Raw genomic sequence first — 25,545 nt, 5'->3', positions numbered from 1 at the left:
TTTAGATACAACATTCAATGTAATCTTTAAGCAGTTTTTATACTAATTTTCTTACCCTTAAATACGATTGCAATTTCTTGTTTTATTATATCCTACAATTTAACTTCTTTAAACAAAATATGTTAAGACCATTTCAAAATTGATTTATGAAACCCATCTATGCTAAACTTGTCTAGAAGAAAGGTGTGACTAAAATGAAGAAAACATTAAAAGTAGTTGGAGCTGTTATAGAAAATAAAAATAATGAAATACTATGTGCCCTTCGCTCTCCAAAAATGTCCCTACCAAATAAGTGGGAATTTCCAGGTGGAAAAGTTGAAAAAGGTGAAACTATAAAACAAGCTATAGAAAGAGAAATAAAAGAGGAGTTAAAATGTACTGTAGAATACTTGGATGTATTTAATGACAATACTCATGAATATGATACTTTTATAGTAAATTTGATTACTGTAAAGTGCAAATTAGTATCAGATACTCCTACAGCCAATGAACATTCTAAACTGATATGGCTAAAGAGAGAAAATCTCTCTTCTTTAAAATGGGCTCCAGCAGATATTCCTGCAGCTAAAAAGTTAATATCAGAAAGGGTATAGTAAAAAACACTATACCTTTTTTATAAACTCCGTATATAAATTTACTGAAATTTCATTTTGCAACTTTATTTTTACTGTTATAGGCTTTTCTCCTTCATATTCAACAACATCGCCCTTACCAATATAAATATAGGATTGTACAATACCATCTATTTGTTTATATTTCCTCACAAAAATATGTAAATTAACCTTTCTATCTTTATTGAATATTATATTTTTTCCCCTTTCAGAACTTTGAGCTGTATTATTAGGAGTTTGCCATTGAAAATACTGCCTGTCTAAAAATTTATCCTTATAATTTATCCTTTCATCTATATTTTCTTCTTTATGCAGATCCACAAATAAAAAATATTCTTTTCCATTAGTAACAAGTCCTTGTCCCCTAAAAGAAGTATGTATCTTGGTATAATTAGATAAAAGTGCTGCATCTATCATCTGGTATTGTTCATACAGCTTAAAAAATGGAACTCCATAATATTTATTTTCAAATTCTTTTCTGTACCTTACAATGCCATAATTTATAACATCTTCAATGTATATCCTGTATTTTCTATTCTGCACTATTTTTTTAAAATCCCAGGTGACACTTAAAACTCCATCCTTTAATTGGAAGCATTTTATATTATTTTTGAGTTCAGATGAATCATAATAACTTCCATTCAAACAATTCAAACTGTGAATCACACTTTCGTAATCCACATTATCAATATACTTCAATATTTCGCTTTTAGCATTTTCTACATCTATTTCATCATTATTTAGCAGATATTTTAATATGCTGAATTCATATATTCTTTTTATTGGAAGACTTTTTGAAAGCCATTTAAGTATCTTTAAAAATTCCTCCTGTTTTAATAATTTTTTAAGTTCATCATTCTTTTCCATTTTAGCTACAAAGCCTATATACGTTTTTTCTTTACTTAGAAACTTTAATGGATCTGGCGAACCGTCATATTTTATGTAATCCATCAATAGATAAGGTGTTTTTTCACCGTTCATCTTTTTAAATTCAAAGTATTCTTCCTTCAAATATTTCATTGAATTGAAATTTTCTTCATTTAACTGCTCTAGTATTCTTTCTTGTGATATTCTGTCCATTTGAATATTCGTACATCCTGGGATGCTGGCAAACTGAGTTGCAACTGCTACTTTCAAACTGTCTTTATCATAATACCTTGAACCATTTAATGCTATTGCAATTAGGAATGCCTTATTGTGATTTCCTATAAAATCTAGTACCGTTAAGAATTCCTTGTTTTCGTATTTTCTAAGACCTCTTCCAAGCTGCTGTATAAATATTATTGGCGAGTTTGTTGGTCTAAGCATCAAAATCAAATTGACTGACGGTATATCCACACCTTCATTAAAAATATCCACTGTAAATATAACCTCTAAATCATCCTGATCTGACTCTAATTTTTTAATATAGTAGTCCCTTTCTTCTGCAGAATTTTTTCCTGTTAGGCATACACTTCTTATTCCTCTTTTATTAAACTCATCTGCCATAAACTCCGCGTGATCAATTCCTACACAAAAACCGATGCACTTACATTTTTGTCCATCATATCCGTAGAAATTCATCTTTTCAATTATAAAATCAACTCTTTCATTAATCTTCAATCTTTTGGATACTTCTGCTATATCATTAATTTTTACATCACTTAAATCTACACCTTCAATATCAGTTATCCCAAAATAATGAAAAGGTATCACAAGATTTAATTCTAAAGCTTCACGAAGCCTTACTTCTAAAGCTATATTATCATCAAAAATATCAAATATGTTTTCGCTGTCACATCTCTCTGGTGTTGCTGTCATTCCTAAGAGAAATTTAGGTTTAAAATATCCTATGACCTTTTGATAAGATGGACTTGCCGCATGATGGGCTTCATCTATAACTATATATTCAAATTCTTCTTTTTTAAATCGGTGAAGATTTATATTCAGCGATTTTATAGTAGAAAACAAGTAATCAGCAGAGAAATCTTTACTGCTGCCAGCTAGGATGCCTGTTGTTTTCCTCTTGTTTTTTACTAGTCTCTTAAAGGTTTTTTCTGCATTTTTTAAGATTTCTTCTCTATGTACCAGAAATAACATTTTATGAGGATTACAATTTATAACATCAAATGCCGACATATAGGTTTTTCCTGTACCTGTAGCAGCAATGACTAAAGCTTTATTTTCTCCTAAATATCTTAGCCTATCCAAATTGGCCATAGCTCTTTTCTGCATATCATTGGGTTTTATAAGTTCATAATCTGTAAAATCTATAGTTTTACTTTTTTCTACCTTTTTAAGTTCATTTATAAAACTTTTATAACTATCTAAAAATTTTTCATCGACAATAGAAGTGTCTTCCCATAATTTCAAGTATTCTTCTAATACCTCTTTTGCAAAGCTACCATCTTTTTTAGAAATGACTCTAACATTCCATTCAACATTACTCTTTAAAGCACGCTGAGTTATATTGGAAGATCCTATTATTATTTTATATTCATCTCTATTTTCAAAAACATAGGCCTTTGTGTGGAACCCTGTTTCTTTAGTAGCTACAAATATCTTTAAATCAATATTACTGAATTTATTAATCCTTTCCAGAGCCTTGGGCTCGGTGAAGTTAAGATATGTAGAAGTTAATATTTTCCCATTAACTCCTTTTTCCTCAAGTTCTTTAAAGCTGTCGAGTAAAAGCTGAAGCCCGCTGAAATTAATAAATGCAACACTAAAATAAAATTTTTTGCATTCACTTAAACTTCTCTTTAACTCATTTAAGAGATTGCCTTCTTGTGAGTTAACTATTAATTTGTTGTTTATTAAAAATTCTTTATTTTCTATTTCTTTAGCTTCAATACAAGACGTTTCTATTTGCTTTTCATGTACAGTATTTAATTCATCATTTAGTAACCCCATAACAATATCTCCCTTAGATTAAATATTCTATTAGTATCACACAACAGCTTTTAATCTATTTTTTACTCCTGTCAAATCTTCAAAATCATTACTTTTTTTCCTGAGAGTCAAGAATGACCTTTATAGTTTTGGCCACAAATATTACATTTTCCCCATAACTTCTGCAACAATTCCAGTTCCAGTAAAATTATTTCTTAATAATTCAAGATACATTCTATTTTCAAACATGCCTCCAGTCATACTATCCACTGATTTCATCATTCTTATTAGTATAAGTTTTTGTGCTTCTATTGGCATTTTTGTCTTTTTCACAATTTTATTAAATTCATCAAATATATCCTTCTCAATTTCATTAAAAGAATAAACATTTCCTTTTCCCTCTAAAGAGTAATACATTTTTGTGTAACAATCACTTATGAACTCATCCGTGACATCTCTATGATTATAATAATTTTTAAATATAAACTTTTCAAAAGGTGCTACTAATCGCAGTATTTTCTCATCTTGATATATGTCTTCAAATTCACTATTAAAAGATTCTTTTACAAGCTGTATTATTTGCTTTTTATTTTCTTTAATCTGACCTTCAACAAAGTAATTGCAACTATTTGTGCATTGTATTTCTGATCCTTTTTTATTTCCACAACAGGTAGAACAAATAGTTTCATTTAAAGCTGGACATTTTCTTGCAAATTTTATTTTTTTATTACAAAGTATACATTTTGCCATATAATGTTTACCTCATTTCCTTCAATATATTACATTTACAAACTAATTACCTTATTTCTCAAGCTTCTTTTTCGTTTCATCCTTTAATTTATAATTTTCTCATATTCATTTGGTATTTTTCTTACTTTTCTATTATTTCCGTTATTTCTTCAATTGATACTGCTTGTAGTAACCATAACTAAGACCTTTTTCACTTTGCCTTGGAAATCATTACTTCATACTTTTGATTGGTCATAGCTTCTTGAAACCATTTTACTATTAAATTTTCATAAAATATATGAACTTCTTCATTAATACACCTTCCTTCTTTACAAGGGTATTTTTATTTCATTTTTATATAGCAGTCTTTCTCATCAATGAATCTTACTTTATTATATCCTACAACCCAGCCTATTTAAACAAACACTCACATAAAAAGAACTATAAACAGATTTATTGCAAATCCACTTATAGTTTTTCTATGAATAGAGCACATAATAATCTAAGTTGCTCCATTATAGATAATAATACGCAATTTTATTAAAGGGGAGCCTTTTAGGGGATAGGGTTATTATTGCCTGCTCCCCCTTTGTAGACAGGAATAACTATAAGTTGATTACTGGACACTTTTTATCCCTGGTATTTCATATGTGCCGTTTAATACTTTAGAAGCGGGTTGATACATCCTTAATACTAAGTTAAAATCTCCTTGCGGCGCTGGTAGCCAATTCGATTCGTTATTTATTGTCCGGTCTTTTTGGATATAGATATCAAGTGAGCCATCCTCATTGTACTCAAGCCCCGGGGTGTAATCTGCAATAGCATAACGGTTAATTTCATTTGGAACCAAGTAGAAATCCGCGCCATACATTGTTAAGGACCAGAAAGCTTCTACTGGGGGTAGCTGATCCCTATCAAAATGTAAAATGTATTTATATTGCCCATTCAGCTGGTTTCCTTGCTCATCGGTAAAAGCTCTGGGATAAATAGCTTCTTCGTCCACGTTTGCACCAAGCCCGCTAAAGGCAATATATGCCCTCTTAAGGAACTGGTCCCCATAAGTGCCCAAACCAGTTATTACTATCCACCCATTAATAAACTTGGGGTTTAATTCTTCTTTACTATTTGCAATTATTTGAAATGCATCTATGGCAGCACGATTTAGCCCCGCAATAGTTTCTGTATCTAATTTTTCAGCATCAAAGCCGTACGTAAGATCAATACCGATATGCTCAAATTGCTTTTCAAGGGCCTCATTATCAATAGTAGGATTTAGAATCATTAAGTCTGTCATAGTTTTAAAGAAATTTAGAGCACAAAGATCTTCGACATTATTTTCTAAAAGTAATATATTTACTGGCTTTATCATGGATGGAGTTTTTTCTCCATACAGTGATGTCAGTGTAAATTGCTTTTGTATAGCTCTAGCATTATCTAAATCATCCTCACCTTTTACCAGGATACGGCCTAAAATCCATACGGTGTTTGTGGGAGCTTTAACCTCATTAATCCCTGAAGGTAGAATGCCTTTCCAATCGGGACCCACAATGGCAAATTTTCCAGCATCCGTTCCTGTGGTACGGCGCCCTATGCTGGTAAAGCTATTCGTCCAGGCATCCAATAATTGCATTACATAGTACCTGTCATTAGTATCCGGAACATTAAGAACTACAGGGTCCCGTTTGAGATCCAGCCAGGCAATGGAATAAATGGTATCAACATTAGGTGATACGACATCTTTGAAATCCGGTGTAATAAGTTCATCATATTCAAAAAATACATTGGACATAGTAAATGCTAGACTGCAGGGTACTTCTACTAATGATTGTAGCTGCCTGGTCCTTTCCATAGTAACAAGCGGATATCCATATATGTAGGCTTGTATGCCTATACTATATGAATAATTTTCCCAGTAAGAGCTTTTTGCCTGCATAAGAAACACTCCTTAAAATGATATTCGGATTATAATATGCAGGGAGATTGACTTCTGTGATTATATTTACCAAATTTAATTAATTATAGTAATCCTATAAACAATTCTTCAAAACACTCACTCATTACGCATATTTGTTTATTTTTGCGCTTTTATGCACACCCCTTAATCAATATTCCACTCAAGTCCAGAGGTTAATGCTGCATTAGATAATCCTTAAATAACTTTTCTAAACTTACCTAAGGTAAAGATATAAAACATACCATAAATTACAATGAAAGTTGCAACACTTATAGCTGTAGGCAATACTAAATTACATTCCATTAATCTGCCTAATACCACTATACCAAATGAACTGTGAATTACACCTACAAGCAAAGGCAAGATGAAATATACTGCTGTTTGCTTTGAAATGGTGCTTTTCAGTTCTCTTTCTGTCATTCCAATTTTTAATAAAATTTTATATTTTTCCTTGTCCATATAAGCTTCACTTAAAATTTTAAAATGAATAATACTTCCTGTAGCTACTACAAAAACTAATGCTAGAAAACATCCCATGAAGAAAATAACTCCATAAGCTTCATACCCAGATCTATATTTTTGAGCATAGGAATATAAGTTATTGTCTAAAACTCTTATAGTTCTTAATTTTGCAGACAAATTCAATGTATTTTTTTGGTCATTTACTATAATGCCGTAAAATTTGCTTTCCTTAAAATTGCTCTTTATCATTTCATAATCTTTATCATTTACGATTAAACAAGGATCATTTATTATTCCACCAAATAAAGGTGTTTTCAAATCCATTTTTACATTATACTTTAAATTGCTAATCTCAATGTTTTTTATTTTACTTCCTTGTACAAGAGTTTTAGGCCTTTGCACATAAATTACCTCACCACTTCTAAGTTCTGATTTTTCTAAAAGGCCTTCTGCATCTTTAACCTTTAGATCTTTTGTTATCTTTTTAAAGTCAGAAGCTTTAACTACCATAAATTCATCATTTGAGAAATTCTCATCAGTTTTGAACTTATTTACAAAAATAAAATTTGCTTTTTCCTTTAACAAAATATTGTGATTTGATGAAGTAATATACTTATTAACCTTAGGTTCAATTTCATCTCCTGTGTTGTTATCTAATACATAAGTAAAAGAATAGGGAAGGTCTAATTCTATTTTTGTATTATATTTAATTGAAGCTGCTGTTCCTAAAGCTGTAATTGCCGATGCAATCAAAATAGCAATAGTTGCAAGGGTTTTGTAATTTCCTTTAATTCTAAAAACAATATTGGATATGCTTACAACGTTTGTACCATTATATAAAATTTGTTTTTTATCTAAAAGATATCTCATTATCATTGAAAAGAAAGAACCAAAAATCCAGTAAGTTGCAAAAATAATCATTATAGTTATAATAGGAACACTCCCAATTACCGCTAATTTAGGCAAGCTTATACACATACCATATGCTATTAAAATTATTATGATTGAAGCTGCTGCTTTAAATTTACTTAACTTAGGAAGTCCTTCTTGCTGTTTTGAAGCATTAAATAAATCTATTAATTTACTTCTTACTATATTAAAATAACCTAAAACTGAAATTATAAAAAATATAATTAAAAATGTAACAATTGTTTCAATCAACGCATGTACTGATATAAAAAAGTTTATTTTTACATCTAAAAAGGCAACTTTACATAAAAGCATTATAAATAGTTTTGAAAATAGTATTCCAACGAAACTGCCAATGACTATAGATAGAAGTCCTTGTAGAAATCCTTCTAAGGCATAAATTAATCCTATTTTATAATTATCTATGCCCATAAAAGCATAAATTCCTATTTCCTTTTTCTTTTGCTTTAGGAAAAAAGAATTTGAATACCAAATGAAAAATATTAAAAATACAAGAAGCAGCACTGCTGTTGAAGTTGATGCAGATCTAACAATATTCATAATTTCATTAATTTGAACAATTTGTGGATTATCATTTAAAGCTATAAAATTATAATAAACTGCCACAGAAAAAATCATTGCCATAAGGTTTAAAGCATAAGTTTTTATATTATGTTTAAAATTATTATAGGCTATACTAAAGGAGTTCATTAACTGCACCTCCCAAAGCGGCCAGCATTTCAATTATCCTTTGGAAAAATTCCTTTCTGGATTCATTTTTATCAATTCTGGCATGAATTTTTCCATCTTTTATAAATAATATTCTCCTGCAGTAACTTGCTGCAAAAGCATCATGGGTTACCATTATTACTGTCTTATTGAACCTTTCATTCATACTGCTCAAGCACTGAAGCAGTTCTGCAGAGGATTTGGAGTCCAAAGCCCCTGTAGGCTCGTCTGCAAATATTACGGAAGGCTCTGTTATCAAAGCCCTTGCTGCTGCTGTTCTCTGTTTTTGTCCTCCTGAAAGCTCATATGGATAATTTTTTAAATGTTTATCAATTCCAAAAAACTCACTTAATTGTTTAACTTTATTTTGGATTTCTTTATGATTTACTTTGGATAATGCTAAAGGCAGTGCTATATTGTCTTCTACAGTCATAGTATCCAGCAAATTAAAATCTTGAAAAATAAAACCTATCTTATCTCTTCTAAATAATGACAGCTCTTTATTTTTTAATTTGGTTATATCCTTACCATTAAATATAATGTTTCCCGTAGTTGGTACATCTATAGTTGAAAGTAAATTTAACAAAGTAGTTTTACCTGCTCCAGAGGGACCCATAATCCCTAAGAATTCACCCTCATCCACCTTAAGATTAATACCATGAAGTGCTGTAAAAGCCACTGCTTTTGAACCATATATTTTTCCCAAATTCTTAGTTTCTATTACTGTACTCATTTTATTTGCTCCTTTCTATTAATCAAAGCTAGTTATATACTTATCATTAATACAGCTGCTATTTTTCTTTTTATTTTAAGCATAAGCTTATTTTCCTCCTTGCAATATACTTTAAGAGGTCCTCTTTAATCTTATATATTAATTTTAATCTTTTTATTTTTTCTTCTCCATCACATTACATGACATTTTAAAGTGTTATGTGATATTTTCGTAACCTTAGATATTTTTAAGCAAGAAAAAAAGCATGAGCATTAAACTCATACCTTAAAATAATCAGATAATTTATAAAAGGTTATAATAAATTTTGTATAGTTTCCAGCTTGTGAAACAGCTTTTATATCATGATTCAGTTTTTCAGCCATTTTTTTAGAGAAGTATAATCCCATTCCTGTTGATTTTCCACTTTTTCTTCCATTGCTTCCTGTAAAACCCTTATCAAATACCCTGGATATGTCTTTAGGCAATATTCCTATTCCATTATCTCTTACACATAATCTTATAGATTTTTCATCTTCTTCACAATAAATTTCCACTATTCCATTTTCGCCTACATATTTGCAAGCATTGTTTAAAACTTGCTCTAATATATAAGAAAGCCACTTTTTATCCGTTAACACATTAAATTGTAATTCCTTTAATCTTAAATCTATCTTTTGGGAAATGAAAAAAAATGCATTCTTTTTAACAGCCTCATTTACTACTTGTTTTATGTTTACTTCATTTATTAAAAGATCCTGTGAGTAGCTAGATGCTCTGCCTGCATAAAGTACCTGTTCAACTAAAAACTTTATTCTTGCAAGTTCACCTCTTAAACTTTCAGGAATATCGCTATTTGTATCAATAGTATCTTCTAACTTGTCCGATATTAATTCACATACTGAAATAGGAATCTTTATTTCATGAACCCATTTTGTTATATATTCATTTAACTCATCAAGTTCTTCTTTTAACTCATTTACATTTTCATAAAGTTTCTTGTTTTTTAATTTTATTGTAGCTTTAATAAGCTTTGCTTCAAAAACATCATCTTTAGTAATTAGTAAATCTATGTTTTTCTCCTGCATCAACCCTTCATAAAAATCTTTATAGCGTTCTTTCCATTTTTTATATCTAAATATTAAAAAGCATATAGAAACACAAAAAACTAAAATATTCATGTATATAACGTCATACATAATCTTTGAAAATTCTGTGGTTCCTATTAATACTAAATTAACTATTGTGATTATAATGATAAAATGTATAATTGCCCATATAGACTTTTTCAAATATACCTTTAAATTCATAATATTACATATCCTTGCCCTTTTTTAGTTTCTATAAAATCCTTAATGCCTATGTCTTCCAGCTTTTTTCTAAGCCTATTTACATTTACAGTTAATGTATTGTCATTAATAAAAGTATCATCATCCCACAAAATTCTCATAATCCTATCTCGTGAGATTATCTTTCCTATATTTTTCATCAAAAGAAGCAGTATTTTTAATTCATTTTTTGTCAATTCTATTTTGTTTTCATTATAGGATAAGGTGCTGTCATTTATATTTAAAATAACTCCCCTGAACTCAAGTACATCTCCTAAACTTTCTCCATAAGAATATGTTCGCCTAAGCATGGCGTGAAGCTTAGTCACCAATATATCTATAGAAAATGGTTTTGTGACAAAGTCATCTCCACCCATTTGTACTGCCATTATTATATCCATATTTGTATTTCTTGAAGATAAAAATATGATTGGTACCTTTGATATTTCTCTTATTTTTTGACACCAGTAAAATCCATCGAAACAAGGTAAGTTTATATCCATAATGACTAGCTCAGGTTTATTTTGTACAAATTCATTAAGTATATCTTCAAAGTTTTTAACTTTAACAGGATTAAAGCCCCACTTTAAAAGAGCTTCTTGTATTTCTTGGCAAAGTTTTAAATCATCCTCTACTGTCATTATTTTATACATGCTTTCACCTCAATGTTATAAATATTGTATTTTCCATTTCCTACGCCTCAGAAATCATTACTTCCTTCTTTACAAAGATGTTTTAAAATATAAAAAACAATTTCTTACTTTATTATATCCTACAACTCTGCCTGTTTAAACAAATATTCACATAAAAAGAACTATAAATAGAGCACATAATAATCTAAGTTCCACATTACTGCATGATTAATAAATGTAGAATAAAACTCCCTCCTGTGTTTAAACTAATAACAATTAAAATAGCGAAAGGAATAAAATAGATGTTCTTAATAGTAAAAAATTTAAAGAAAAGCTATAAAACAACTGATATAACTACCACTGTTTTGAATGGTATAGAAATGAATTTAGGCAAAAGTGAAATTGGAGTTATACTTGGTCCTTCTGGTTCTGGCAAATCAACCCTTCTCAATATTATAGGTGGAATTGATAAATGTGATTTTGGTACTGTTTTAGTAGATAACCTTGAAATTACTAAACTAAATGATACTGAACTTACGGACTACAGAAGAAAAAATATAGGTTTTATATTTCAATTTTACAACTTAATACCTAACCTAACTGCAGGAGAAAATGTAGAGGTTGTTTCAAATATAAGCAGTTCCCCACTTAATACTGATGAAGTTTTAAAAGCCGTAGGTATGCTTGATAAAAAATATAGATTTCCAAGAGAATTAAGCGGTGGTGAACAGCAAAGAGTCTCTATTGCAAGGGCAATAGTTAAAAATCCAAAGCTTTTATTATGCGATGAACCCACTGGTGCCCTTGATTTTTCAACCTCTAGGGACATATTAAAGCTTCTTCAGAGAATTAACAAGGATTTTGGTTCAACTATACTTATGATAACACATAATAATGCAATCAGTTCTATGGCAAACAGGGTCTATAGAGTAAGAAGTGGAGAAATTATAGATAGTGCAGTCAACAAAGAGATTATTCCTGCAGAAAGGATTGAGTGGTAATGATTATAAATAAAAAAATTAAAAGAACCATGCTGGAAAGTAAATCTCAATACCTCGGTTCCTTCCTGCTTATTATTTTTAGCTGTCTGCTTTTTACAATGTTTAATTTGGTTTCTGTAAATTTATCAGGATTATTATCTTCATTTGAAAGAGACTATAAGCAGGAAGATGCAACCTTTATGACAAGCAAAAAATTAAATAATCCAGAGTCCTTCGAAGCAAAGTTTAATATGAGTTTGGAGGAAACAAAATCCTTTGATTATTCTATATCAGAAAATAAAACTTTAAGAATCTTTAGGGAAAATACCAAGGTTAACATACCTGCAATAATTGAAGGTAAAAATTTGAGCAATGGTGATATTCTTATTGACCCCTCTTATGCAAAAGCTAATAAGTTAAATATTGGTGACAGTATAAAACTATATAATCAGAATTTTACCATTTCTGGTTTTATGTCTATGCCAAATTATATATATCCACTAAAATCGGAATCAGATATTATGAATGATCCAAGCAGCTTTGGCATTGCAGTAATTGATAAAAATGATTTTAATAATATAAACAGAGGAAATAGTTTTTATGCTGTGAGATTTAATGGCGATAGAAGCAATTTAGGTAAAAAAATATCTGAACTCAAGAGTTATTTAAGAAGCAAAAATATTATTATTTTAAGCTGGATGAACGTAACTGATAATCCAAGAGTGACTTATATGACTGCAAAGCTTTCTGGAATTGATAAGATGAGCTCCTCTATGCCCATGAGTATCTTAATCCTTACTTGTATTCTAACTGGTATAGTAATGCTGAGAATGTTAAAAAGAGAAGCTGCTATTATAGGAACTCTTTATGCACTAGGTTATAAGAAAAGAGAAATTATGAAACATTATCTCATGTATCCTTTAGCTGTCTCATTATTAGGCGGTATTCTTGGAACTATGCTTGGGGTAATAACCTTAAAGCCTATGATTTCCTATTATGTGTCCTACTTTAATATACCTGTAGGTTCTTTAATCTTTAATATAAATTATTTGATAATGAGCATTCTGCTTCCTGTAGTCTTTTTGATTATCTGCAGCTATTTTGTTGTAAATAAATCACTTAAAGCTTCACCTGTTGAACTTATGAGAGGTGGAAGAGAAAATAATAAAGTTGGCTTTATAGAAAAAAATCTAAAACTTGATAAATTAAATTTTAATACTAAGTTTCAAATAAGAGAATTGCTCAGAAGCATACCTAGAAGTTTATTTCTTATGCTTGGCATTATTATGGCAACTATGCTGCTTTTAATGGGTTTTACAGCTAAAAGTTCTTTAGACTATCTTATGAAAAGTTCATTTAGTGAAGCCTTTAAATATAACTATCAGTACGTGTTCAATTCTGTCCAAAATGGCAAACCAGAGAAAGGTGAAGCCTTCTCTGAAGTACCTTTTGCACTTAAAACAGATAATAATCTAACTTTTACAGTATATGGAGTAAGTCCTGATTCTAAGTATATTTACTTTAAAAACAAAGCAGGAAATGTGCTGAAATCAGATAAAGTTATTATAACAAGACCTTTAGCTGATAAACTTAATATAAATCCAAAGGATACCATTAAGTCTGTTAATAGGCTTGATTCAAAAGAATACAGTATAACTGTTGATGATATTGCTGAAACCTATGTGGGCAGCTATATTTATATACCTCTTAATAAACTTAATGCCATGCTTAAGTTTTCTCCTGACAGCTATACTGGACTTTGGAGTACAGAAAGATTGTCCATTCCAGAAAGCAAACTGCTAACTTTTGTAACAGTTGATGATATGAGAAATGCCTTTAACACAATTACAAAGCCACTTCAGACTATTGTAGGTGGTATAGCTTTTATGTCCTTTATAATTGGACTTATAGTAATATATGTTGTTACCGCTCTTACAATAGAAGAAAACAAAGAAAATATATCTCTTATGAAAGTCCTAGGCTACAAAAATAAGGAGGTTTATTCACTAATTTTAAACAGCTCCTCCTTTATAGTTGTACTTGGTTATATTCTTGGAGTACCGCTGCTTCTTGCCTCCATGCGTGCTCTCTTTAAGTCAATGACTAAAGACATGAATGTATCCTTTCCAGTAACTATAAATTACATTTATGCTATAGTTGGTTTTATTATTATATACTTGACCTATGAACTCTCAAAGCTATTAAGCAGGAAAAAAATAAATAAAATTTCCATGTCCGAAGCTCTAAAATCCCGAATAGAATAAGCAAAGCCTCTTAATATCAAAAACAACTTCTTATAGGCAAATCTCTTATTCTACCTATAAGAAGTTTTACTAGTTTCATTACTTATTGTTGTAACCGCTATTATTTAATTTGTTAGAGTTTCTTAATCCTCTCAACAGCCTCCAATGTATTTTCGTAAGTTCCAAAAGCTGTAAGCCTAAAATATCCTTCCCCCATCGGTCCAAATCCACTTCCAGGCGTACCTACAATATTTGCTTTTTCTAATAAGTAATAAAAGAAATCCCATGAATTCATATTGTTCGGTGTCTTTAGCCATACATATGGTGCATTCACTCCTCCATACACAGAGTAGCCTGCTGATTTCAATCCTTCCAAAATGATTTTGGCATTATTTTTATAATAATCAATTTGCTTTTTTATCTGCTCTTTTCCAGTTTCAGAATAAACGGCTTCTCCTGCCCTCTGAACTATATATGGTGTACCATTGTATTTGGTTCCATAACGTCTTGCCCAAAGTCTATTCAAAGAAACTCCAGAACATTTTAGTTCCTTCGGAACAATTGTATACCCAAGCCTTAATCCTGTAAATCCAGCCTTCTTCGAAAAACTTTTAAGCTCAACAGCACAATTTTTTGCACCATCACATTCATAAATTGTATGACATACATTATCTTCTGAAATATATGCTTCATAAGCACCATCATATACAATAACAGCTTCCACTTTATTTGCATAATCAACCAAAAGTTGAAGTTGATCTTTTGTAACCGTTGTCCCTGTTGGATTGTTTGGAAAACATAGATATATAATATCTGGGTTTTCTTCTGGAATATCCGGCACAAAATTATTATCCGGAGTACAGGACATATATATAACTTCACTCCACCTTTGTGCATCCTTATCATATGTTCCTGTCCTTCCAGCCATTACATTTGAATCTACATATACAGGATATACAGGATCACAAACTGCAATCTTATTATCTACACTAAATAGTTCTTGAATATTACCAGCATCAGCATTTATTCCATCATTTATAAACACTTCATCTATTGAAATGTCCACACCACGGGAGTTATAATCACCTTTTATAATTGCATTTTTTAAAAATTCATAACCAAATTCCGGTGCATATCCTTTAAAAGTATCCTTATGTCCCATTTCATCAACTGAACTATGCAGTGCCTCTATAATAACTGGTGCTAATGGCTGAGTTACATCACCAATACCAAGCGAAATAACTTTCTTATGCGGATTATTTTTTTTAAAGTTAGCTACCTTTTTTGCTATACTTGCAAACAAATATCTTCCCTGCAATTTTAAATAATTATCATTTAATTTACACATAATATCCTCCTTGCTGTCTTTTTCTTCTCGTTCTAAAGAAATGACTTAGGGATTTGAAAGAAAATAACAAGTCAAAGATGCGACGTATATTTTTTATCCGATGACTAACCCGCTCTAATACTCACACTTTCCCAAGTGTGAGTAAAGAGCGGCTATGTCCCTGGATAACAATTTCTAAGCATCAGATGCCAAGAACTTTGTTTATCAGACAAGGAGGTAGGTTCCGCAGATAGTGAATCCTATCTAAGGGTTCTACCGACGCAGTATGATAAAAAATAGGCTAGCATACTGACTGGTTATTTCTTTGAAAATCCCTTAAATGTCTATTGTCTATAGGATTATTATACTCAGCTCCTCCATACTTTGGCACTTCATTTCTGCATCTAAAGCTTCTATTTTCACTTTTTAATTATTTCCCCTATTTTTACATAATTCATCCTTGTACTTTGCAATTTATAGTATAATAAAAGTTAGGCCGTATTCGTACGATGCTTCATCTACAACTATATTATTAAAATAACCTTGGGGGATGATTTTATGGAACAATCAAAAATAGAAAATCTATGGAACTTTTCATTTATTCTAATGCTAATAATAAATGCTCTCGTCTTTATTGGTTTCACTATGATGACACCAATACTACCTAAGTATACAATTAGTTTAGGTGCAACAATGTCCATAGCAGGTTTAGTTGCTGGTATTTTTGCAATTACATCTATTATTATTCGTCCGTTTGCTGGATTTTCAACTGACAGATTTAACAAGAAACATTTATTAGTTGTTTCAACCATATTTCTGGCGGTTTCCGCATTAGGTTTAAAAATTTCGTACAATATATATACTCTTTTTTTCTTTAGAATTGTTCAGGGCATATCATTTTCAGTAAGTGTTACAGTAATTAATGCTCTGTCTACAACATATATGCCTAAAGAAAGAATAGGTGAGGGAATAGGTTTCATGGGCCTTGGGTATATTTTGGCAACTGCAATAAGTCCAAATCTTGGACTGGAGATTTCATCACAATTTGGATTTAAATATGTATTTTATCTATCTTGTATTATTGTTATGATTGCTGCAGCTCTTATGACCATGATTCCATATAATCCAGTAAATAGAGAAAATTTAAATGTAAGTAAGCTTCATATTAAAATTAGTGATTTTTTTGCCAAGGAACTGATTGTTTTTGCTGTTCTTGCTTGTTTATTTACGTTTATGAATGGAGTTATCGGAAGCTTTTTAGCTTTGCTAGGCGATGAGAGACATATATCAAATATCGGTTATTATTTTACGGTAAATGCCATTGTAATTCTTATTATCAGGCCACTTTCAGGTAAACTTCTTGATAATAAAGGTTTGTCAATTATAGCATTTCCTGCTTTTATCATGGCTATGATGGCATCATTATTATTAGTAATTTCTTCATCTCTTTGGATGATATTAGCAGTGGCAGTTCTCTACGGAATAGGACAAAGTTCACTTTCACCAGCACTGCAAGCTACTTGTGTTAAAAAGCTAGGTCCTAGTAAAGTAGGTATTGCCACAAGTACTTATTTTATTGGATATGATGCCGGACAAGGACTGGGGCCAATTATAGGAGGAACCATAGCCGGTAAATTTGGTTTAACTTCTGTTTTTTATATTTGTGCTGCACTATTGTTTTCTGGAATAGTTATATACTATTTGCATACATTAAATGCAAAAAAAGCAAAATCCAAAATTGTTAGTGAAAATTTAAATAATAATTAAAAACTTATCCTTAGTTGACATGGGTTTTAGTAAGGTATAATATAAATGTTAGAAACCAAATTGTTAGATTTCTAACATATTTAATTATATTAGAGGTGAAAGAATTTATATATGACAGAAACAAAATCAAATTTAGAAACAAAAAAAGATATGAAACTGTGGAATTTCAATTTTATTTCCCTATTAGCGATTAATACCCTTACCTTCATGGCATTTTATCTTGTTTTTCCACTTTTAGCAAAGTACACTTCCAATTTAGGTGCCTCTCTAAGCACTGCAGGCATAATTGTAGGTTTATTTTCATTTACAGCATTGCTTATTGGACCATTTGGTGGAATACTCACAGATAGAACTAGCAAAAAATATGTAATGATAATTGGTACTTTTATAAATGGAATTGCAACACTAGGTTATGGCTTGTCACCTAATATTACATTTATAATTTTTTTCCGAATAATACATGGTGCTAGTTTCAGTATAACTAGTGCAACAAGTATCGCTTGGGCAACGGATTTCATACCAAAAAATAAAATGGGAGAAGGTATAGGTTATCTTGGAATCAGTCAAATTATTGCAACTGCCTTTGGTCCCGAAATAGGAATAGAAGCTTCTAATCGATTCGGAATGTCCAAAACCTTTATAGTATCAGCAGTACTAATTATAATAGCTGCAGTGTGTATGAATTTTTTGCCAAACAAAAATCAGATATCTATAAAAAATACAGTAGACAAAAAACATGCCATTCATTTAAAAGATATTATTGCATTTAAAATATTGCCACTATCTTTAATTGGCGGCTTATTTTTTATGGGAAATGGACTTGCCACTTCATTTTTAGTTTTACTGGGTGAAGAACGTAAGATAAATGGAATTGGAATGTATTTCACAGTAAATGCATTGTTTCTTATTTTCACAAGACCAATGTCTGGAAAACTGTATGATAAAAAGGGACTTTCAACTGTTATGTATCCGGCATTATTGTTCAGCATCACAGAAGCACTGCTAATAGCTCATGCAAGTGCACTTTGGATGATACTTCTGGCAGCTATTTTTAAAGCATTTGGACAGGGAACTGCACAACCTGCTCTACAAGCAGAGTGTTTTCATAAATTGGGAAGTCAAAAAAAGGGACTAGCTTCAAGTACTTTTTTTATTGGTGCTAACCTGGGTCAGGGCCTAGGCCCTTTGCTAGGAGGAACTATAGCTTCCTCATTGGGCTATGTATGGTTGTTTAATTTTAGTGCCTTAGCATTACTGTGTGGAATTTTTGCTTATGCAATATACAATAAAAAGACTTGCTCTTCGTATTTCTAAAGTAAAATAAAAAGCCACCAGCTGGCTCAATATATTGCCAATTGGTGGTCACACTTCATATTATTCAACAATTTTGTAATATACCCTGGCTGTCAAAGAAAATACAATTGTATAAATTGCTGCAAAAACAACTATCGTTCCTGCGGTTGAAAGTATAAATAAATTTACATTTTTTAGTCCTAAAACAGCAAGCATCTTTGTGATCATTGGAAATGCAAAGGCAATATGGATTACTGTGAAAACAAGAGGCAAGAAAAATACCATTAATACCTGACTTCTTATAGTTTTCTTTATTTCTTTTTTATCCATTCCCACTTTCTGCATGATTTCAAAACGTTCCTTATCCTCATATCCCTCTGATATCTGCTTATAGTAAATAATAAGTACCGTTGCCATTAAGAATAATATACCTAAAAATATTCCTAAGAAGAACAAACCGCCATATAAAGAAAGAAATTGTTCCCTGCCACTTGCAGCACTTTCGGCATTAGCTTTAATTTTATTCTCTGTAAATTTTTTATTTAACTTATCGGATATTGATAGTATTTCTTTATTTGTACCATTAATATTAAAGGCAGTTGTATATTCCTTAAAGCCATTTTTTCCTACAGAGTCTATATTATTTACAAGTATTATATAAGTATCTACCAAATCTATCATGGAATTATTTAAACCACCTACAGGTTTATCCAATCTTTGTTTAATTTTAAAGCTCTTATTATCAATATTAATTGTGTCATCAGTATAATTCTTTACTTTCGAGAAAAAAATTGCTTCATTATCATGAAGAGTAATATTTTTTCCTTCCAATCTATTATAATCTGAAATAGGAATAGCCTCTATTATAGAAATATTTGCCCTGCCAGGATCTTTTTTGATAGATAAAAATTTGCCATCTTTTTTTACAACTTCCAAGCTATTGTCAAAATAGTAAAGCTTACCTTTCATATCTATTTTACCGTTTTTTAATTCTGAATTTAAAGTTTCATCCAGCTTTTGTATTTGACTTTTATTAGTTTCTTTAGCAGTTACAACTATATCTCTTGGGTAACGAAGCTTTAGAATATCTTCCATACCTGCATATAAAGAAATAGTAGTTGAGAGCATCACAAGTACAGCAGTACTCAATATACAAATATTTGCAAGTCCAACTGCATTTTGTTTCATTCTGTACATCATACCAGAAACAGATATAAAATGACCTGTCTTATAGTAAAAGTTCTTCTGTTTCCTGAGAAACTTTAATACTGCAATACTTCCTGCTGTAAAGAGTGCATAAGTTCCTATCATAACTAGAATAACTGCGCCAAAGAATAGGTTAAGTGCAGCAAGAGGTGATTTGACATTTAAAGCTATTCCATATCCGCCGCAAAGAGCTGCCAATCCTATAATAGTCATAATCCATTTTGTTTTTGGCTCTTTTTCCCCCTGCTCTGACCCTTTTAAAAGTTCAATAGGCTTTAATATTTTAATCTGAAATAAATTTGATAATAATGTTACAAAAAAAATGCTGCAAAAAACAATTAAGGTTTTTATGATAGACGGCACCGAAATAGAAAATCCAAAGGATACTTTAAAATTGAGCATCTTTATGAGCAAAAGAAACATAAGCTTATTTAAAATAATTCCACCAATAAGTCCAGCCGTTAAACTGATAACGGAAGTAAAAATGCACTCAAAAAATAATATTTTTGCAATATGCTTTTTTTCAAGACCCAGCACATTATACAGTCCAATTTCTTTTTTTCGTCTTTTAATAAGAAAACTATTTGTATAAAAAAGAAATATAGCTGAAAAAATTCCTATTACTATTGTTCCCAAAAAAAGAAGCGTTTTTAGGCTCTCAGATCCACTTGCTCCATCCAATCCTTTGTTTATTGAAATTGCATGCATTATGTAAAACATCATAATTGTACATATACAAGTGAGTATAAATGGAAAATATGTTTTACTATTCTTTTTAATGTTTATTACTGCAAGTCTCGGATAAAACAGCTTATTCATTTCCCGCACCTCCAGTAGTAATCACCGTAAGTGTATTGGAGATTTTTTCAAACATCTCTTCTTTTGACATGGAACCCCTATAAAGCTGATGAAACACTTCTCCATCTTTTATAAAAAGTACCCTTCCTGCATGACTTGCTGCCTTGGTACTGTGGGTAACCATAACAATTGTCTGCCCTTCATTATTAATCTCTGAAAATAATTTTAAAAGCTGATCTGTTGATTTTGAATCAAGAGCTCCTGTGGGCTCATCTGCTAAAATAAGCTGTGGATCTGTAATTAAAGCCCTGGCAACAGCCGCTCTCTGCTTTTGACCTCCTGATACCTCATAAGGGAATTTCTCCAGTATTTGCTCTATTCCCAATTTTTCTGCAATAGGCCTCAATTTTTTTGCCATTTCTCCATAGGATTTTCTTGATAAAACAAGTGGCAAAAAAATATTATCTTTTAAAGAAAAGGTATCAAGTAAGTTAAAATCCTGAAATACAAAGCCTAAATTTTCTCTACGAAATGCAGTGATTTCACTTTCTTTAATTGCTACAATATTCTTACCCTGCAGTAAAATCTCACCGCTAGTTGGCTTATCTAAAGATGCTAGTATGTTAAGTAATGTGGTTTTTCCTGAACCTGACTCTCCCATAATTGCTACATATTCTCCTTTTTCCACTGAAAAGGTTACGTCACTTAACGCTTGAACCTGGTTTCCTCCAAATCTTGATGAATATATTTTCTTTAAATTATTTACTTCTAATAACTTCATTTTCTTCCTCCCCTGTTCACTTTGACTATACTATAATTATAAAAAAAAGAGAAATGCAGAGCCATAACTTTGGCTTACATTTCTCCTTCTAACCTTACATGTTTGTAAGATACTTTTTTACTGTATTTTTTAATATTTTCAATAGTGTACAACTTCTTTTGAAAATACCCATTCTTTTTTTACAAAATCTCTTCCTTTAATTAAGACTTTATTCCCATTTACTTGTACATATAAACCTTGACTTTCATTATAAAACCTTTTTATACCATCCTTTTCTGGCTTTATAGCATATCGAACTGCCCCTGTATGTGCTGTAGTAAAGGGTAAGTTTGTTTTTACATTATCTATATTTAATAGGATATGAGTATGGGAAGTAAACAAAATAACTTCTGGATATGATGACAGAATATCTCTAAGTTCTTTTTCTTGATCTTCTTTTAATCCTTTCCATCCTATACTACTATCCAAATTTTGATGTAAAAATACAAAAATAGGTCTATTTTTTTTATATTTTTGACCTAACTTTTCTTTGAGCCAACTAAATTGATTTTGTGATAAAAAAGCATCCACCGATCCTAACTTTTTCGTATTTCCAGTTTCTGAACCCAGAGATATAAAATGGTATCCTTTAATCCAGGTATCATGATATACAGACTTTTCACCTGCAAAATCTAAATACATTTTTATAAAATGTTGAACATCTTTTGGCTTATTTGTACCTTTAGAATAATCAAAATAATCATGGTTACCAATATTTTTAATTATTTTTTTAGGAATAATATTCTTATTTTTCCACAGCGTAAGTTCTAATGCATAGTACTGCATCTTTACTCCTTGATCCACATTATCACCATTTAATATTAAAGTATCCATATTTCCATCTATACTATGTACGTCATTAATAGCATTTTGTAATTTTTTAATATCCCCATGTACATCACCTAAAACAGCAAATTTTAAAGTATTATTCTCTGTTTTTTTCTTATCCATAGACTCTTCTTGTTTAACCCTATAATTTCCTATTAAAACCCTTCTAACATATATTATTGATAAGGAAATTGATACTAATAATATTATTAACACTATTAATTTTAATTTTTTCATATACTTTAAATCACCTACCTTTAATAACTGATAAATTTGCATACTAAAAAATTACATTTCCATACATTTGATTTTAAACAAACTCTTACAAACTAGCAATCCATTTCTCAAGATTGGATTCAGACATTACCATTTTGTCTGTGTTAAATCCAATATCAATCACATTTGTAACAGCGGCATTTTTACAAACCTTTTTAATATCCTTTAATGTATGCCCAATCCATCCTCCATTCGTTACAAATGGAATTATCGTCTTGCCTGACAAATCGTATTCAGATAAGAAAGTTGCAACTGCTGAGGCATAGGTATACCACCACACAAGAGTGCCTATAATAATCGTATCATAGTCTTCCAGATTTACTAGAAGAGGTTTTATTTCCGGTTTAAATCCACGGTCTACTTTCCGTTTTCCTTGTTCAACTACTGAATTATAATCACCTGTATAAGACTTTACTGGTTCAAATGTAACATTGCATATAACCACTTCTTTAGTATTTAAAACACTTAAATAGCTTTTTCCAGTAAAATACTTTACATAAGTAGTATTTTCTTCCCCTAATGTAAAATCAGATACCTTTTCCAATTCTTTTACATCCATATTTTTTCCCCTTCTTCTTTGATTAAAATATATTCTAGTCTTGCATAAGCTTCATTTATATCTTATGATAGGTATATAATAATACCTAAATCTAACTTTAGGTCAATACTTAATTTAATTTTATTGGAGGAAATTTATGAATTATTCAATTGGTGATATTTCAAAAATGCTAGACATATCCATATCAACTCTACGCTACTATGACAAAGAAGGACTTCTCCCACTTGTCAATAGAACTTCTGGTAATATAAGAATATTTAATGATACAGATGTTGAATGCTTGAAAATGATATCATGTTTAAAGAATACAGGGATGCCACTTAAGGACATCAAACAGTTTTTTGAATGGTGTGAAGAAGGCGATTCTACCATTGAGCAGCGATATGAGCTATTCCTTCATCAGAAGAAAAAAACGGAAAAGCAAATTGCACTCTTACAAAATGCGCTTCACCGTATCAATTATAAATGCGAATTCTACAGAATATCAAAGAAAAGGGGAACTACTGAAGTTCCCGGTTTACAGGAAGAACTGGCTATGAAATTTCTGAATAAAGATACAGAAAAGTGAGGCTATATAAGTCTCACTTTTTTACTTATTTTTTTAAAATTAGTGCAACAAACTCTATATCTTCAGTTCCTGTGTTTTTAACTCCATGACCACTGCCATCTTCACAAAAAGTAACATCTCCTGCCTTAACAGGAATTTCATCTTTATTATCCTGATACATTCCCTTTCCTGACAAAAAGTAATATGTTTCAGTCTCATCATGATGCTCATGATATCCAATTTCGCAGTCTGGTTTCAAAGTAATCTTTGAAAATAATTTACAGTGTTCTCCCAAGTATTCAAGAGTCAATAAACTTTCTTTTAAAATATATCCATTTCCTCCATTGACATTGTCTTGTCTAATAATTTCTCTTTTTTCATTATTAATCATTTTTTCATCCTCCATAAATTTTTTAGTATTAAAATATTTCTTAAGAATTTGCTTTTTTAAAATCGGTATCTTGAGGCATACAATTTTCATTTATATGTTTCATTTCTAAGAATATAAAAATTCCAGTTATAAGGGCAGATAAAATATCTGCAATAGGCGGAGTCATCCATACACCTTCAGTCCCCCAAAAGCGCGGCAATACTAGTAATAGAGGAATCAATACCAGCAGTTGTCTTGATAGTCCAAGGATTGTAGATTGAATTGGCTTTCCAACTGCTTGAAAATATTGAGAAGCAACAATTTGAAAACCCGCTACAGGAAACATAAGGAAAAACATTGACATTGCATGGGCAGTTAGTTTATTCAATTTTACATTATTGTTAGAAAACATACCAGCAATTTGAGTTGGCCATAAGTGTACCACTGCAGTACTGAATGTGGCAATTACTATACCTACAATTATGGCTTTCTTCAAAGTTTCTTTTACTCTATCAAATTGCTGGGCACCATAATTAAAACCGATAATAGGTTGAGCTCCCTGACTAACACCAAGTATGGGCATAAACATTAAAGTAGCTATACTACCAACAATGCCCATAGCTGATAGTGCTATGTCTCCACCATAAGTCATTAATGATTTATTTAAAATAACGTTTTGAAGACTGTTAGCCAATTGCATTGAAAAAGGTGCAAAACCAATACACATAATACTAATGACCAAGTTTTTCTGCAATTTGAGATTTTTTATTCGTATTTTGAGGAAACTAGCTTTCGATTGAAAATAACTTAAGACCCAAATGGCTGAGAATGTTTGGCCACAAACTGTTGCCAGTGCAGATCCTTTAATTCCAATGCCTAGCCTCATAACAAAAATATAATTAAGGACTATATTAATTGCTGTTCCAATTACTTGTGTATACATGGACATTCTAGGATTACCTTCAGCTCTAATAAAATTAACCATTCCCATACTCAGAGAACCCACCCATGATGCTAACATTATAATATGTGTAAATTCTTTGGCATAAGGCAAAACCTCGGCACTAGCTCCAAAAAAAGTCAAAATAGAATTACTAAAAAGAAAATAAATAATGCTAATACACAGAGGCAGTAAGATCAACAAAAATATAGCATTCCCCATAATCTTTTCAGCTTCCTCTGGCTTCTTTTCCCCCAAACGAATAGATATAAGTGAGGTAGCACCAACACCAATTAGTACAGATACTGCCATAAGAATAAGCATAATCGGAAAAGCTACAGTTGTAGCTGCAATTGCAATTGAACCAACTCCTCGTCCTACAAATATTCGGTCAATAATATTATACAGAGAATTTATCAGCATGGCGATTACTGCTGGCCATGAGAATTTCCACAACAAATTATTAATTTTTCCGTTTCTAAGTTCATTTATATTGTCCATTTCTAATTCACCTTCCTAATTTTTTTACATAAACAGGGTTCTTGGCATCAGATGGAGTTTTGACTCCACCTGATGCTTAGACCGCGTTATCCAGGGACGTAGCTGCTCTTTGCTCCCACTTGAAGAAGGAGCATTAGAGCAGGTAGTCATCGGATA

At 30.9% G+C, this 25,545-nt stretch carries 20 protein-coding genes; 6 read left to right on the top strand and 14 right to left on the bottom strand.

What is annotated here, in order from left to right; translation table 11 throughout:
- Positions 1 to 194 precede the first annotated feature (194 nt).
- Positions 195 to 593 (top strand): (deoxy)nucleoside triphosphate pyrophosphohydrolase, encoded by a 399-nt coding sequence (locus CLAU_RS17230; RefSeq protein ID WP_023163195.1) that lies wholly within the window; start codon positions 195 to 197, stop codon positions 591 to 593.
- Positions 594 to 602: 9 nt separating this feature from the next.
- On the opposite strand, the gene CLAU_RS17225 is transcribed toward CLAU_RS17230, so the two are convergent.
- The 7 genes from CLAU_RS17225 to CLAU_RS17195 form a co-directional block, all read right to left on the bottom strand.
- A complete protein-coding gene (locus CLAU_RS17225; RefSeq protein WP_023163194.1) occupies positions 603 to 3,503 on the bottom strand; it encodes a DEAD/DEAH box helicase in 2,901 nt (966 codons plus the stop codon).
- A gap of 141 nt (positions 3,504 to 3,644) precedes the next feature.
- Positions 3,645 to 4,232, bottom strand: coding sequence for a hypothetical protein (locus CLAU_RS17220; protein WP_023163193.1), 588 nt, complete (start codon positions 4,230 to 4,232; stop codon positions 3,645 to 3,647).
- Between the two features lie 595 nt (positions 4,233 to 4,827).
- On the bottom strand, positions 4,828 to 6,144 hold the full coding sequence (locus CLAU_RS17215) for a DUF1254 domain-containing protein (protein WP_023163192.1): 1,317 nt from the start codon (positions 6,142 to 6,144) through the stop codon (positions 4,828 to 4,830).
- Between the two features lie 216 nt (positions 6,145 to 6,360).
- Positions 6,361 to 8,247, bottom strand: coding sequence for an FtsX-like permease family protein (locus CLAU_RS17210; protein ID WP_023163191.1), 1,887 nt, complete (start codon positions 8,245 to 8,247; stop codon positions 6,361 to 6,363).
- Entirely contained in the window at positions 8,234 to 8,998 is a 765-nt protein-coding gene (locus tag CLAU_RS17205; RefSeq protein WP_023163190.1) for an ABC transporter ATP-binding protein, read from the bottom strand. The genes CLAU_RS17210 and CLAU_RS17205 overlap by 14 nt, the downstream gene beginning before the upstream one ends.
- 257 nt (positions 8,999 to 9,255) lie before the next feature.
- Positions 9,256 to 10,284: a sensor histidine kinase gene (locus CLAU_RS17200; RefSeq protein WP_023163189.1), complete on the bottom strand. Its 1,029-nt coding sequence runs from the start codon at positions 10,282 to 10,284 to the stop codon at positions 9,256 to 9,258.
- Entirely contained in the window at positions 10,281 to 10,955 is a 675-nt protein-coding gene (locus CLAU_RS17195; RefSeq protein WP_023163188.1) for a response regulator transcription factor, read from the bottom strand. The genes CLAU_RS17200 and CLAU_RS17195 overlap by 4 nt, the downstream gene beginning before the upstream one ends.
- A gap of 281 nt (positions 10,956 to 11,236) precedes the next feature.
- On the opposite strand from CLAU_RS17195, the gene CLAU_RS17190 reads away from it, so the two are divergent.
- Positions 11,237 to 11,935 carry an ABC transporter ATP-binding protein gene (locus CLAU_RS17190; protein WP_023163187.1) on the top strand — a complete coding sequence of 233 codons (699 nt, stop codon included), beginning with the start codon at positions 11,237 to 11,239 and terminating at the stop codon, positions 11,933 to 11,935.
- Positions 11,935 to 14,178, top strand: a complete 2,244-nt coding sequence (locus tag CLAU_RS17185; protein ID WP_023163186.1) for an ABC transporter permease — start codon at positions 11,935 to 11,937, stop codon at positions 14,176 to 14,178. The genes CLAU_RS17190 and CLAU_RS17185 overlap by 1 nt, the downstream gene beginning before the upstream one ends.
- Positions 14,179 to 14,290: 112 nt before the next feature.
- Here the strand turns inward: CLAU_RS17185 and CLAU_RS17180 are convergent, their stop codons facing one another.
- Positions 14,291 to 15,505, bottom strand: coding sequence for an LL-diaminopimelate aminotransferase (locus CLAU_RS17180; protein WP_023163185.1), 1,215 nt, complete (start codon positions 15,503 to 15,505; stop codon positions 14,291 to 14,293).
- A 537-nt stretch (positions 15,506 to 16,042) separates the two neighbouring features.
- On the opposite strand from CLAU_RS17180, the gene CLAU_RS17175 reads away from it, so the two are divergent.
- Both CLAU_RS17175 and CLAU_RS17170 read left to right on the top strand, forming a co-directional pair.
- Positions 16,043 to 17,251 carry an MFS transporter gene (locus tag CLAU_RS17175; RefSeq protein WP_013238092.1) on the top strand — a complete coding sequence of 403 codons (1,209 nt, stop codon included), beginning with the start codon at positions 16,043 to 16,045 and terminating at the stop codon, positions 17,249 to 17,251.
- 111 nt (positions 17,252 to 17,362) lie between these two features.
- Entirely contained in the window at positions 17,363 to 18,565 is a 1,203-nt protein-coding gene (locus tag CLAU_RS17170; protein WP_013238091.1) for an MFS transporter, read from the top strand.
- Positions 18,566 to 18,625: 60 nt separating this feature from the next.
- Here the strand turns inward: CLAU_RS17170 and CLAU_RS17165 are convergent, their stop codons facing one another.
- From CLAU_RS17165 to CLAU_RS17150, 4 genes are all read right to left on the bottom strand, one after another.
- A complete protein-coding gene (locus CLAU_RS17165; protein ID WP_013238090.1) occupies positions 18,626 to 20,569 on the bottom strand; it encodes an ABC transporter permease in 1,944 nt (647 codons plus the stop codon).
- On the bottom strand, positions 20,562 to 21,329 hold the full coding sequence (locus CLAU_RS17160) for an ABC transporter ATP-binding protein (RefSeq protein ID WP_013238089.1): 768 nt from the start codon (positions 21,327 to 21,329) through the stop codon (positions 20,562 to 20,564). Before CLAU_RS17160 ends, CLAU_RS17165 begins: the two co-directional genes overlap by 8 nt.
- Before the next feature lie 138 nt (positions 21,330 to 21,467).
- A complete protein-coding gene (locus CLAU_RS17155) occupies positions 21,468 to 22,433 on the bottom strand; it encodes a metallophosphoesterase family protein (RefSeq protein WP_013238088.1) in 966 nt (321 codons plus the stop codon).
- An 85-nt stretch (positions 22,434 to 22,518) separates the two neighbouring features.
- Positions 22,519 to 23,031, bottom strand: a complete 513-nt coding sequence (locus tag CLAU_RS17150) for a flavodoxin (protein WP_013238087.1) — start codon at positions 23,029 to 23,031, stop codon at positions 22,519 to 22,521.
- Positions 23,032 to 23,167: 136 nt separating this feature from the next.
- Between CLAU_RS17150 and CLAU_RS17145 the strand changes: the two genes are divergently transcribed.
- Positions 23,168 to 23,599 carry a MerR family transcriptional regulator gene (locus CLAU_RS17145; RefSeq protein ID WP_013238086.1) on the top strand — a complete coding sequence of 144 codons (432 nt, stop codon included), beginning with the start codon at positions 23,168 to 23,170 and terminating at the stop codon, positions 23,597 to 23,599.
- Positions 23,600 to 23,624: 25 nt separating this feature from the next.
- On the opposite strand, the gene CLAU_RS17140 is transcribed toward CLAU_RS17145, so the two are convergent.
- Both CLAU_RS17140 and CLAU_RS17135 read right to left on the bottom strand, forming a co-directional pair.
- Complete coding sequence (locus tag CLAU_RS17140) at positions 23,625 to 23,969, bottom strand: cupin domain-containing protein (RefSeq protein WP_013238085.1); 345 nt, start codon at positions 23,967 to 23,969, stop codon at positions 23,625 to 23,627.
- A 40-nt stretch (positions 23,970 to 24,009) separates the two neighbouring features.
- Positions 24,010 to 25,389, bottom strand: a complete 1,380-nt coding sequence (locus CLAU_RS17135; protein WP_013238084.1) for an MATE family efflux transporter — start codon at positions 25,387 to 25,389, stop codon at positions 24,010 to 24,012.
- Between the last annotated feature and the right edge of the window lie 156 nt (positions 25,390 to 25,545).

The sequence above is a fragment of the Clostridium autoethanogenum DSM 10061 genome (assembly GCF_001484725.1).
GTDB lineage: Bacteria > Bacillota > Clostridia > Clostridiales > Clostridiaceae > Clostridium_B > Clostridium_B ljungdahlii.
Note: the sequence above shows the minus strand (reverse complement) of the source record. Positions and strands in the feature narration are given on the sequence as shown.

Excerpts from the sequence above, each read along its gene's own strand:
- CLAU_RS17150 (WP_013238087.1), bottom strand. The coding sequence starts at position 23,031 with ATGGATGTAAAAGAATTGGAAAAGGTATCTGATTTTACATTAGGGGAA.
- CLAU_RS17215 (WP_023163192.1), bottom strand. The coding sequence starts at position 6,144 with ATGCAGGCAAAAAGCTCTTACTGGGAAAATTATTCATATAGTATAGGC.
- CLAU_RS17180 (WP_023163185.1), bottom strand. The coding sequence starts at position 15,505 with ATGTGTAAATTAAATGATAATTATTTAAAATTGCAGGGAAGATATTTG.
- CLAU_RS17185 (WP_023163186.1), top strand. The coding sequence starts at position 11,935 with ATGATTATAAATAAAAAAATTAAAAGAACCATGCTGGAAAGTAAATCT.
- CLAU_RS17205 (WP_023163190.1), bottom strand. The coding sequence starts at position 8,998 with ATGAGTACAGTAATAGAAACTAAGAATTTGGGAAAAATATATGGTTCA.
- CLAU_RS17170 (WP_013238091.1), top strand. The coding sequence starts at position 17,363 with ATGACAGAAACAAAATCAAATTTAGAAACAAAAAAAGATATGAAACTG.
- CLAU_RS17160 (WP_013238089.1), bottom strand. The coding sequence starts at position 21,329 with ATGAAGTTATTAGAAGTAAATAATTTAAAGAAAATATATTCATCAAGA.
- CLAU_RS17165 (WP_013238090.1), bottom strand. The coding sequence starts at position 20,569 with ATGAATAAGCTGTTTTATCCGAGACTTGCAGTAATAAACATTAAAAAG.
- CLAU_RS17135 (WP_013238084.1), bottom strand. The coding sequence starts at position 25,389 with ATGGACAATATAAATGAACTTAGAAACGGAAAAATTAATAATTTGTTG.
- CLAU_RS17140 (WP_013238085.1), bottom strand. The coding sequence starts at position 23,969 with ATGATTAATAATGAAAAAAGAGAAATTATTAGACAAGACAATGTCAAT.
- CLAU_RS17145 (WP_013238086.1), top strand. The coding sequence starts at position 23,168 with ATGAATTATTCAATTGGTGATATTTCAAAAATGCTAGACATATCCATA.
- CLAU_RS17175 (WP_013238092.1), top strand. The coding sequence starts at position 16,043 with ATGGAACAATCAAAAATAGAAAATCTATGGAACTTTTCATTTATTCTA.
- CLAU_RS17190 (WP_023163187.1), top strand. The coding sequence starts at position 11,237 with ATGTTCTTAATAGTAAAAAATTTAAAGAAAAGCTATAAAACAACTGAT.
- CLAU_RS17220 (WP_023163193.1), bottom strand. The coding sequence starts at position 4,232 with ATGGCAAAATGTATACTTTGTAATAAAAAAATAAAATTTGCAAGAAAA.
- CLAU_RS17155 (WP_013238088.1), bottom strand. The coding sequence starts at position 22,433 with ATGAAAAAATTAAAATTAATAGTGTTAATAATATTATTAGTATCAATT.
- CLAU_RS17210 (WP_023163191.1), bottom strand. The coding sequence starts at position 8,247 with ATGAACTCCTTTAGTATAGCCTATAATAATTTTAAACATAATATAAAA.
- CLAU_RS17230 (WP_023163195.1), top strand. The coding sequence starts at position 195 with ATGAAGAAAACATTAAAAGTAGTTGGAGCTGTTATAGAAAATAAAAAT.
- CLAU_RS17195 (WP_023163188.1), bottom strand. The coding sequence starts at position 10,955 with ATGTATAAAATAATGACAGTAGAGGATGATTTAAAACTTTGCCAAGAA.
- CLAU_RS17200 (WP_023163189.1), bottom strand. The coding sequence starts at position 10,284 with ATGAATTTAAAGGTATATTTGAAAAAGTCTATATGGGCAATTATACAT.
- CLAU_RS17225 (WP_023163194.1), bottom strand. The coding sequence starts at position 3,503 with ATGGGGTTACTAAATGATGAATTAAATACTGTACATGAAAAGCAAATA.